This is a genomic window from Kitasatospora sp. cg17-2, assembly GCF_054031055.1.
Genome location: NZ_CM132923.1, coordinates 897069 through 907774, shown reverse-complemented (window position 1 = coordinate 907774; position 10706 = coordinate 897069). Strand labels below are relative to the sequence as shown.

The 10706-nt window shown below is 75.1% G+C and carries 6 protein-coding genes; 5 read left to right on the top strand and 1 reads right to left on the bottom strand.

Annotated elements, in window-relative coordinates:
• Window positions 1-16 precede the first annotated feature (16 nt).
• The 5 genes from ACW14Y_RS03715 (at window position 17) to ACW14Y_RS03695 (ending at window position 9944) form a co-directional block, all read left to right on the top strand.
• The gene (locus ACW14Y_RS03715) at window positions 17-6388 is read left to right on the top strand and encodes a type I polyketide synthase (RefSeq protein WP_456985851.1); all 6372 of its coding nucleotides are present in this window, start codon (window positions 17-19) and stop codon (window positions 6386-6388) included.
• 17 nt (window positions 6389-6405) lie between these two features.
• A complete protein-coding gene (locus ACW14Y_RS03710) occupies window positions 6406-7275 on the top strand; it encodes a 3-hydroxyacyl-CoA dehydrogenase family protein (protein ID WP_380391602.1) in 870 nt (289 codons plus the stop codon).
• Window positions 7276-7358: 83 nt separating this feature from the next.
• Window positions 7359-7640, top strand: a complete 282-nt coding sequence (locus ACW14Y_RS03705) for an acyl carrier protein (RefSeq protein WP_266315208.1) — start codon at window positions 7359-7361, stop codon at window positions 7638-7640.
• Window positions 7633-8748: an acyl-CoA dehydrogenase family protein gene (locus ACW14Y_RS03700; protein ID WP_456985850.1), complete on the top strand. Its 1116-nt coding sequence runs from the start codon at window positions 7633-7635 to the stop codon at window positions 8746-8748. Before ACW14Y_RS03705 ends, ACW14Y_RS03700 begins: the two co-directional genes overlap by 8 nt.
• A 35-nt stretch (window positions 8749-8783) precedes the next feature.
• Complete coding sequence (locus ACW14Y_RS03695) at window positions 8784-9944, top strand: HAD-IIIC family phosphatase (protein ID WP_456985849.1); 1161 nt, start codon at window positions 8784-8786, stop codon at window positions 9942-9944.
• 42 nt (window positions 9945-9986) lie between these two features.
• Here the strand turns inward: ACW14Y_RS03695 and ACW14Y_RS03690 are convergent, their stop codons facing one another.
• Window positions 9987-10649 (bottom strand): class I SAM-dependent methyltransferase, encoded by a 663-nt coding sequence (locus ACW14Y_RS03690; RefSeq protein ID WP_380303541.1) that lies wholly within the window; start codon window positions 10647-10649, stop codon window positions 9987-9989.
• Window positions 10650-10706: the final 57 nt, after the last annotated feature.

The following is a 10706-nucleotide window of genomic DNA, read 5'->3' as shown; positions in this document are numbered from 1 at the left end:
GGAGAAGGCCAACCCCATGCCCACCGACACGGACCAGGTGGTCGCCGCGCTGCGCGCCTCGCTGCTGGACAACCAGCGCCTGCGGCAGGAGAACCGACGGCTCCGCGACGACTCCGCCGAGCCCATCGCCATCGTCGCGATGAGCTGCCGCTACCCCGGTGGCGTGCGCACCCCGGAAGACCTCTGGGAGCTGCTGGTCAAGGAACGCGACGCCGTCTCGCCGTTCCCCACCGACCGCGGCTGGGACGTCGAGGGCGGCTTCGACGCCGACCCCGACGCCCCCGGCACCTTCTACGTCCGTGAGGGCGGCTTCCTCCACGACGCGACCGGCTTCGACCCCGGCTTCTTCGGCATCTCCCCGCGCGAGGCCCTGGCCATGGACCCGCAGCAGCGGCTGCTGCTGGAAGCGTCCTGGGAAGCGGTGGAACGCGCGGGCATCGACCCGACGACCCTGCGCGGCAGCCGCACCGGCGTCTACACCGGAGTGATCTACAGCGAGTACGGGTCCCGGCTCGGCCGGGTGCCCGACGAGGTGGAGGGCTTCCTCGGCACCGGCACCATCCCGAGCGTCGCCTCCGGCCGGATCGCCTACGCCCTGGGCCTGGAGGGCCCGGCGGTCACCCTGGACACCGCCTGCTCGTCCTCCCTGGTCGCCGTCCACCTCGCCTGCCAGGGGCTGCGCTCCGGCGACACCACCCTCGCCCTGGCCGGCGGGGTGACCGTGATGTCCACCCCCGGCCTGTACGTCGGATTCAGCCGCCAGCGCGGCCTGGCACCCGACGGGCGCAGCAAGTCCTTCTCGGCCGCGGCGGACGGCGCCGGGTTCGGGGAGGGTCTGGGCCTGCTCCTGCTGGAGCGGCTGTCGGACGCCCGCCGCAACGGACACCCGGTCCTGGCGGTGGTCCGGGGCTCGGCCGTCAACCAGGACGGCGCCAGCAACGGGATGACCGCCCCGAACGGGCCCGCGCAGCAGCGCGTCATCAACGAGGCGCTCGCCCGTGCCGGACTCGCCCCGTCCGAGGTGGACATGGTGGAGGCGCACGGCACCGGCACCACCCTCGGCGACCCCATCGAGGCCCAGGCGCTGCTGGCGACGTACGGTCAGGACCGGCCCACCGACCGGCCGTTGCGGCTGGGATCGCTGAAGTCCAACCTGTCCCACACCCAGGCCGCCGCGGGCGTCGGCGGGGTGATCAAGTCGGTGCTCGCCATGCGGCACGGTGTGATGCCGCGCACCCTGCACGTCGACCGTCCCTCGCCCCGCGTCGACTGGACCGAGGGAGCCGTCTCCCTGCTCACCGAGGCCACCCCCTGGCCGGAGACGGGGCGGCCGCGCCGGGCCGGGGTGTCCTCCTTCGGCGCCAGCGGGACCAACGCCCACGTCGTCCTCGAACAGGCCCTCACCGCTCCGGCCGACGCGACGGCCGCCACCGACGGGCCGGTCGACCGGCCCGCCGCGCCGGCACCGGTGCCCGCCGCCGTCCCCTGGATCCTGTCGGCGCGCACTCCGGACGCGCTGCGCGCCCAGGCGGCGGCGCTGCACGAGCGGGTGGTGGCGGAACCGGGCCTGAGCGTGCTGGACGTGGCTCATTCGCTGGCGGTGGGGCGTTCGCGGTTCGCGGAGCGCGCGGTGGTGGTGGGGGCGGACCGGGGCGAGCTGCTGGCCGGTGTCGCCGCCCTGTCGCGGGGCGTGGGTTCGGCGGACGTGAAGGTCGGCGGTGGACCGCTCCCGGGCCGCTCGGTGCTGGTGTTCCCCGGTCAGGGTTCGCAGTGGGTGGGGATGGCCGCCGGTCTGTTGGCCGAGTCGGAGGTGTTCGCGGGCCGTTTCGCGGAGTGCGAGCGGGCTCTGGCGCCGTACGTGGACTGGTCGTTGGCGGAGGCGCTGGGTTCGGAAACCCTGCTGGCGCGGGTGGATGTGGTGCAGCCGGTGCTGTGGGCGGTGATGGTGTCGCTCGCGGAGGTGTGGCGTTCCTTCGGCGTCGTTCCGGACGCCGTGGTGGGCCACTCCCAGGGCGAGATCGCGGCGGCCTGTGTGGCCGGTGGTCTGAGTCTGGAGGACGGGGCCCGGGTGGCCGCGCTGCGGTCCCGGGCGGTGGGTGCGCTGGCGGGCCGCGGCGGGATGGCCTCGGTGCCGCTGCCGGTGGACGCGGTGCGGGAGCGGATCGGTTCCCGGGCGGGCCGGCTGTCGGTGGCGGCGGTCAACGGCCCGTCGTCGACGGTGGTGTCGGGCGACGCCGACGCCGTCACGGCCCTGGTGGCGGAACTCCTGGAGGAAGGGGTGTGGGCGAGTCCGATCGAGGTCGACTTCGCGTCGCACTCCTCCCAGGTGGAGGAGATCCGCGAGCGCCTGTTGTCCGACCTGGCCGGCCTCACCCCCCTCCCGGGTGCGGTGCCGTACTACTCCGGCGTGACCGGCGACCTGCTGGACACGAAGGAGTTGGACGCCGAGTACTGGTACCGCAACCTCCGGCAGACCGTCGAGTTCGAGCGGGCGACCCGCTCGCTGCTCGCGGCCGGGCACCGGGTCTTCATCGAGTCCGGTCCCCAGCCCGCCCTGATGTACGCGATCGAGGACACGGCCGCCGACGCGGGCGCCCCGGAGACGCTGCTGCTCGACACCCTGCGGCGCGGGGCCGGAGGGCTCCGCCGGTTCCAGCTCGCCCTCGCCGAGGCACACGTCCGGGGCCTGCGCGTCGACTGGGAGCGGCTGTTCGCGGGAACCGGCGCCCAGCGGGTGGACCTGCCCACCTACGCCTTCCAGCGACGCCGCTACTGGCTCGACGCCCAGCCGGCGGACCACGACCGGGCGGCCATCGGCCAGTCCGCCGCGGACCACCCGCTGCTCGGCGCCGCGGTCGAACTCCCCGACGACGCGGGCACCCTCTTCACCGGCCGGATCTCGTCGGCCGCACACCCCTGGCTCGTCGACCACGCCGTGGCCGGGGCCGTGATCCTGCCCGGCGCGGCCCTCGTGGAGCTGGCCGCGCACGTCGGCCGCCGCCTGGGCTGCGCTCTCGTGGAGGAACTGACCCTCGCCGCCCCGCTGCTGCTGCCCGGCGACGCCGCTGACGACCACGCCGTCCAACTGCGGGTCCTGGTGGGTGCCGAGGACGGCACGGGGCGGCGCCCGGTGGAGTTCCACTCCCGGCCCGAGGCCGGCGTCGCCGACCGGCCCTGGACCCGGCACGCGACCGGCACGGTCGGTCCCCCGGACGTCTCGACCGACCGGGACGACGCGGCCGGACCGGCCGGTACGTGGCCCCCGCCCGACGCGGTCCCCCTGGACGTGGAGGAGCTGTACGGGCTGCTCGAAGCCCGGGGCGTCGCCTACGGCCCGGCGTTCCGGGGCCTTCGCGCCGCCTGGCGCACCGCGGACGCGATCCACGCCGAGGTGGCCCGGCCCGACGGCCTCCCCGGCACCGGGGCGGACGGCTTCGGGGTGCACCCGGCCCTGCTGGACGCGGCCCTCCAGACGACCGGTCTGCGCGAGGGCGCCGCGACCGCCGAGCCCGCCGACGGCGTCCCCCTGCCGTTCTCCTGGCAGCGCGTCGCGATCGAGGCCTCCGACGCGCCGGTCCTGCGGGTCCGGCTGCGCGCCGACGGCCCCGACGCCGTCACCGCGCGGATCACCGATCCCTCGGGGCGCACCGTGGCGACGGTCGGCTCGCTCACCCTGCGCACGGCGTCCACCGCCGCGCTGCGGGCGTCCTCCGGCTCCGTCTTCCACGTCGGCTGGACGCCGCTCGTCGTCGAGCCCGGCCCGCGCCCGGTCACCCGCTGGGGCCTCCTCGGCCCCCGGGACGAGCGGCTGCTGCCGGCCGCCTTCGCCGCCGGACCCCCCGCCGCGACACCCGACGCGATGCTGCTGATCTGCCCCCCGTCCGCCGACACCGTGACCGGGGACGCGGACGCGGACCCCGCGGCGGTGCACGCGGTCGCGGCCGGTGTCCTGGACCGCCTCCAGGCCCACCTGGCCGACGACACCACCGCCGGTACGCCGCTGGTGGTGCTCACCCGGGGTGCGACCGGCCCGCTCGGCGCGCAGCCGCGGCCGGCGGACCTCGGCGCGGCGGCCGTCTGGGGCCTGCTGAGGGCCGCTCAGCTGGAACACCCCGACCGGTTCGTGCTGCTGGACACCGAAGGGCCGGACCCGGACGGCCTGGGCGACGCGCTCGCCGACCTCCTCGCCACGGGCGAGCCGCAGGCGGCCCTGCGCGGCGGCGTCCTGTACGCGCCCCGACTGGTCCGGCCGTCGGCCACCACGGCCACGGCTGCCACCGCCACCACGGCCACCGTGTCCGCGCCCGCTTCCGGGCCCCGGCCGGACGGTGCCTTCGGGCCGTCCGACGGCACCGTCCTGGTGAGCGGCGGCGGCGCTCTCGCGGCCGTCCTGGCACGCCGTCTGGTCGCCGCGCACGGGGTGCGCCACCTCCTCGTGCTGAGCCGCCGCGGCGCCGACGCCCCCGGCCTGCCGGAGCTGACGGCGGAACTGGCCGAGGCCGGCGCCGAACTGACCTCCCTCAGCTGCGACGTGTCCGACCGGCAGGCCCTGGCCGCCGCCCTGGCGACCGTCCCCGAACGGCATCCGCTGTGCGCCGTGGTCCACACCGCAGGAGTGCTCGACGACGGTCTGCTGGACGGGCTGACGGGAGAGCGGATGGCCGCCGTCCTGCGGCCCAAGTACGACGCCGCCCACCACCTCGACGAGCTGACGCGCGGAGCGGACCTCGCCGCGTTCGTCGTCTTCTCCTCCGCCGCGGGCGTGCTGGGCAGTCCCGGCCAGGCTTCCTACTCGGCCGCCAACGCCGCGCTCGACGCCCTCGTCGCGGAACGCCGACGGCTCGGGCTCCCCGGCCTGTCCCTGGCCTGGGGCGCCTGGGAGCGGGTGAGCGGGATGACGGCGGAGCTCGGCGACGCCGAACGGCGGCGCATCGAGCGGCGCGGCGCCCGCGGTCTCTCCGACGAGGAGGCCATGGCCCTGCTGGACACCGTGTGCGCCGCGGACGCCGCCCCGCCGGCCGACGGGAGCCCCGTCGTGCTGGCCCACCTCGACCTCACCGTGCGCGGCGACGGCCCGGTGCACCCGATGCTGCGCTCCCTGGTCCGGCGCGGCCCGACCGCGACGACCGGAGCGAGGCGGACGCCGACCGGTGCCGCGGCGCTGCGGCAGCGGCTCGACGCCGCCGCCGACGACCGGGAACGCGAGCTGGTCCTGCGCGAACTCGTGCTCGCCCAGGCCGCCGAAGTCCTCGGCCACACCGACTCCGGGGCGCTGTCCGCGACGGTGCCCTTCCTCGCCGTCGGATTCGACTCGCTGACCGCGGTCGAGCTCCGCAACCGGCTGGCCGCCGCCACCGGACTGCGGTTGCGGCCCTCCGCCGTCTTCGACAGCGCCACCCCCGCCGCGCTCGCGGCACGCCTCGCCGCCGAGGCCCGGACGGCGGACACCCCCCGGCCCGGAACGGCACCCGCGACCGGAGCCGAAGCACCCGGAGCCGACGCCGACACCGCCGACACCGACCCGGTGAGCGTGCTGTTCCGCCGGGCCTGCGCACTCGGCCGGATCGACGAGGGCATCGCCCTGCTCAAGAACGCCTCCGCGCTGCGCCCGGCCTTCCACAGCGGCAGCGACCTCGCGGCCGCCGGCACCGGCCCGCGGCTGCTGCGCCTGAACGAGCGCGCCGACGCCCCCGTGCTCGTCTGCTTCGGCTCCATCGTGGCTCTCGGCGGCGCCCACCAGTACGCCCGCTTCGCCTCCCGCTTCCGGGACCGCTACGCCGTCGCCGCCCTGGACGCCCCCGGATTCACCCCCGAGGAGGAACTGCCCGCCGACATGGCGGCCCTGCTGGACTTCCAGGCGACGACACTGCTCCGGGAACTGCCCGGCCGCACGCTCGTCCTGGCCGGCTCCTCCTCCGGCGGCACGCTCGCCCACGGAGTGGCCGCCGAACTGGAGCGGCGCGGCGAGGGCCCGGCGGCCGTGGTGCTGCTGGACACCTACCTCTCCGACAACCAGGGCATCACCCAGTTCAACGACGTCCTGCTGGGCGGCATGTTCGCCCGCGAGGACCGGGCGGCCCCGATGGACGGGACCAGGCTGACCGCGATGGGCGGCTACTTCCGTCTGCTCGACGACTGGAAGCCCCCGGCGGTCCGCGCCCCGCTGCTGCTGGTCCGCGCCTCCACCCCGCTCGGCCGCCCGTCCGCCGACGCCGGTGACTGGCGCGCGTCCTGGGCCGGTGCCGACACCGTCGTCGACGTTCCCGGCGACCACTTCTCGCTCATGGAACAGCATGTCGCGACCACCGGCGACGCCGTCGCCGACTGGCTCGGCAGCACCCTCCGCACCACGTTCGGCACCACCCTCCGCACCCCCGACGACCTGTGAAGACGAAGGAGAACCCGTTGACCGCGGCCCCGTACGACGATCCCCCCCAGCGACCCGCCCTCACCGTGCTGGGAGCCGGGGTGATGGGCGTCGGAATCACCGTCCTCGCCCTCGGGCACGGCCTGCCGGTCCACCTGGTCGACATCGACCGGGACCGGCTCGACCGGGCCGCGGACCTGATCGACGGCGAGCTCCGGCTCGCCGAGCTGATGGGCGCCCTGCCCGCCGGGACGCCCCTCGGCACCCTGGCCACCGGCACCTCGCTCAAGGCCGCCGCCGGAGCCACCGCCGTCGTCGAGGCGGTCACCGAGAACGCCGCGATCAAGGCCGCCGTGCTGGCCGAGGTCTCCGGACTGGTCCGGCCCGGAACCCTGCTGATCACCAACACCTCCTCCATCCCCGTCGACGAACTGGCCGGGGCCCTGGAACGCCCGGAGGAACTGGTCGGCACCCACTTCATGAACCCGCCCTACCTGATCGGCACCGCCGAAGTGGTCCGCGGCGCCAGGACCGCGGACTCCACGATGGCCGCCGCGGCGGCCCTGCTCACGGCCCTGCGGCGGCGGGCGGTCGTCGTCCGGGACGCGCCCGGCTTCGTGACCAGCCGCATCCTGCACCCGATGATCAACGACGCGGCCCGGGTCGTGGAGGAGGGCACGGCGACCGCCGAGGACGTCGACGCCCTGATGCAGGGCTGTCTGGGACACCCCACCGGCCCGCTGCGCACCGCGGACCTGATCGGCATCGACAACCTCGTCGACTCCCTCACCGTGCTCCACGAACGCACCGGCGACGACGGCTGCCGCCCCACCGAACTGCTGCTCCGGCTGGTCCGCGAGGGCCGGCTGGGCCGCAAGTCCGGGCGCGGTTTCTACGACTACACCTGACCGCACCTGATCACCCTGACCACCCTGACCACCCTGATCACCCTGACCACCTCGCACCTGATCACCCCGACGAGGAGACGGCCATGACCACGGCGAACACGCCCGACACCCACGACCTGGAGAAGGAACTGCTGGGATTCCTGGAAGGACGCACCGGAACCGCCTGGGACGCCGACACCGACCTGTTCGACGCCGGCGGCCTGTCGTCCCTGTTCGCCATGCAGGTGGTGGTGCACCTGGAGAAGACCTACGGCATCGCCGTCCGCGGCGCGGACCTGCGGCTGGACAACTTCCGCACGGTCCGGCGGATGGCGGAGCTTGTGGACCGGCTCCGGGTGCCCGCCGCCGGGGGCCAGCATGGGTGAGGACCTGAGCGGCGCCATGACCTCCGCCACCCTGCGGGTCGGCGACCGGGCGGGGGAGTGGGACCGGACCGGCCTCATCCCCTTGGACCTGCTCCGCGAACTGGGCGCCGAGGGCCGGCTGTGCGCCGAAGTCCCGGAGCAGTACGGCGGCTGGGGACTCAGCAGCACGAGCAGCGGCGCGTACACCGCCCACGTGGGCGGCCTGTGCAGCTCGCTGCGCAGCGTGATGACCTCCCAGGGCATGGCGGCCTGGACCATCCAGCGCCTGGGCACCCCCGAGCAGTCGGCCGTCCACCTCCCCCGGCTGACCGGCGGGGCGCTGGCGGCGGTCGGCTTCAGCGAGCCCGGCGCCGGCAGCGACCTCTCGGCGATGACGACGACCGTCCGCCGCGACGGCGACGAGGTCGTCGTCGACGGACACAAGAAGTGGGTGACCGCCGCCCACTACGCCGACCTGCTGGTCGTTGTCGGCCGCTACGAGGACGGCGCGGTGGCCGTCGTGGTGCCCGCGGACACGCCCGGCGTCCGGATCGAGCGGATCGCGGACCCGCTCGGCTGCCGCGCGGCCGGGCACGCGGACGTGCACCTCGACGGGGTGCGGCTGCCCGCCGAGAGCGTGCTGGGCGGTCACGGACTGCCGCCCGCCCTGCTGGTGACGACCGCGCTGGCCTACGGGCGGATGTCCGTCGCCTGGGGGTGCGTGGGCATCCTGCGGGCCTGCCTGGCGGCGGCCACCGCCCACGCCGCCGGACGGGAGCAGTTCGGCCGACCGCTCGCGGAGCACCAGCTCGTCGCCGGGCACCTCGCCGACCTCTACACGGCCGAGCAGGTGGCCTCGCGGGTCTGCGAGCACGCCAGCCGCTGCTGGGACGAAGGGTCGCCGGACCAGGTGGTGGCGACCGTCCTGGCCAAGCACGTCAGCGCGACCCAGGCCGCCCGGGGCGCGGCGACGGCCGTCCAGGTCCTGGCCTCGGCCGGGTCCCGGGACGGGCACACGGTGGCCCGGGCGTACCGGGACGCCAAGTTGATGGAGATCATCGAGGGCAGCAACGAGCTGTGCCGGCTGATGCTGGCCCAGCACGCCCTCTCCGTAACGGGGGCACCGTGAGCGGGCCCGCGGCCGAGGAGACGAGGAAGGACGACATGGCCGAGACCGTCAAGTGCCTGGTCTGGGACCTGGACGACACCCTCTGGCAGGGCACCCTGCTGGAGGACGGCGAGGTGCACCTGTCGGACGAGGTGCGCAAGGTGGTGATCGAGCTCGACTCCCGCGGCATCCTCCAGTCCGTCGCCAGCCGCAACGACCACGAGCACGCCTGGGCCCGGCTGGAGGCGTTCGGCCTGGCCGAGTACTTCGTCCTGCCGGAGATCGGGTGGGGCGCCAAGTCGGAGTCGGTGCGCCGGATCGCCGACCGGCTGAACTTCGCGCTCACGACCATCGCGTTCGTCGACGACCGGGCCGCCGAACGCGCCGAGGTGGCCTTCCACCTGCCCGACGTACGGTGCTACCCGGCGGAGGAGGTGCTCGCCCTTCCCGAACTCGCCGAGTTCACCCCCGCGACCAGCACCGTCGACTCCCGGCGGCGTCGCGAGATGTACCAGGCGGGTTTCCGCCGCGACGCCGAGCGGGCGGCCGCCCCCGGCCCCGACGAGGAGTTCCTGCGCTCCCTGGACCTGCGGATGCGCATCGGCCGGGCCACCGGCGAGGAGCTGTCCCGGGTCGAGGAACTCACCCTGCGCACCAGCCAGATGAACGCGACCGGGGTCCACTACCCGGACGCGGTGCTGCGCGGTCTGATCACCGACCCCGGGCACGAGGTCCTGGTGGTCACCCTCACCGACCGGTTCGGCCCGCACGGCGCGGTCGGCGTCCTGCTGCTGGAGCGGCACCCGGGCCTGTGGCACCTCAAGCTGCTCGCCACCTCCTGCCGGGTCGTCGCCTACGGCGCCGGCGCGACCCTGCTGAACTGGCTGGCCGACGCCGCCGCCCGGTCCGGGGTCCACCTGGTCGCCGACTTCCGGGCGACCGAACGCAACCGGATGATGGAGATCGCCTACCGGTTCGCGGGCTTCGAGGGCCTGGACGAGGTGCCGTGCCCGTGCGCCGCCGTCCTCGCACCGGCTCCGGAGGACACCGGACTCCAGCGCCTGCACCTGGTCCCCGGCCCGCGCGTGGTGTCCACCGTCGTCAGCGTGGACGCGCCCGATCTGAGCGTGCCCGACCTGGGCGTGCCCGACCTGAGCGTGCCGGACCTGAACGAACCGGACCTGAACGAACCGGAAGGGGGCCCGGGAGCGTCCTGACCGCCGCGGCGGCCGGCGCTCCCGGGCCCCGGCCCGCCGCCCTCAGCGCTTGCGGACGAGGGTGATCCCGTCGGCCATCACCAGCAGCGACAGCTCCACCCGGGGGTCCTGGTGCAGCAGCCGGTTCAGCGCCCGGACCCCGGCGGTCTCCGGGTCCGTGGCGGCCGGATCGGCGACCCGGCCGAAGAAGAGGGTGTTGTCGACCACGATCAGACCGCCGGCGCGCAGCAGCGTCAGCGAAGCCTCGTAGTAGCGGACGTAGTTGGACTTGTCCGCGTCGATGAACACCAGGTCGAAGCTCTCCGGCCCGCGCTCCTCCAGCAGTGCGTCCAGGGTCGCGGCGGCATCGCCGATCCGCAGGTCCACCCGGGAGTCGACCCCGTCCCGCTTCCAGAAGTCGGCGCCGATGGCCGGCCACCGGTCCTCGATGTCGCAGGACACCAGTACCCCGTCGGCGGGGAGGGCGCGGGCCATGCACAGGGTGCTGTAGCCGGTGAAGGTGCCGATCTCCAGCACCGCCCGAGCGCCGGTCAACCCGACCAGCAGGGCGAGCAGTTGGCCCTCCTCCGCCATCACCTGCATGGCGGTCCCGCCGGGCAGGTCCGCGGTGGTCTCCCGCAGTTCCCTGAGCAGGTCGTCGTCGCGGAGGGAGACCTCCCGGACGTAGGCGAGCAGGTCCTGGGTGGCTGCTGTCTGGTCGGCCATGGCGAAGGGGTCCTCTCGAAAGGGATCTGGTCGAAGCAGATCGGGGCGAAGCGGAAC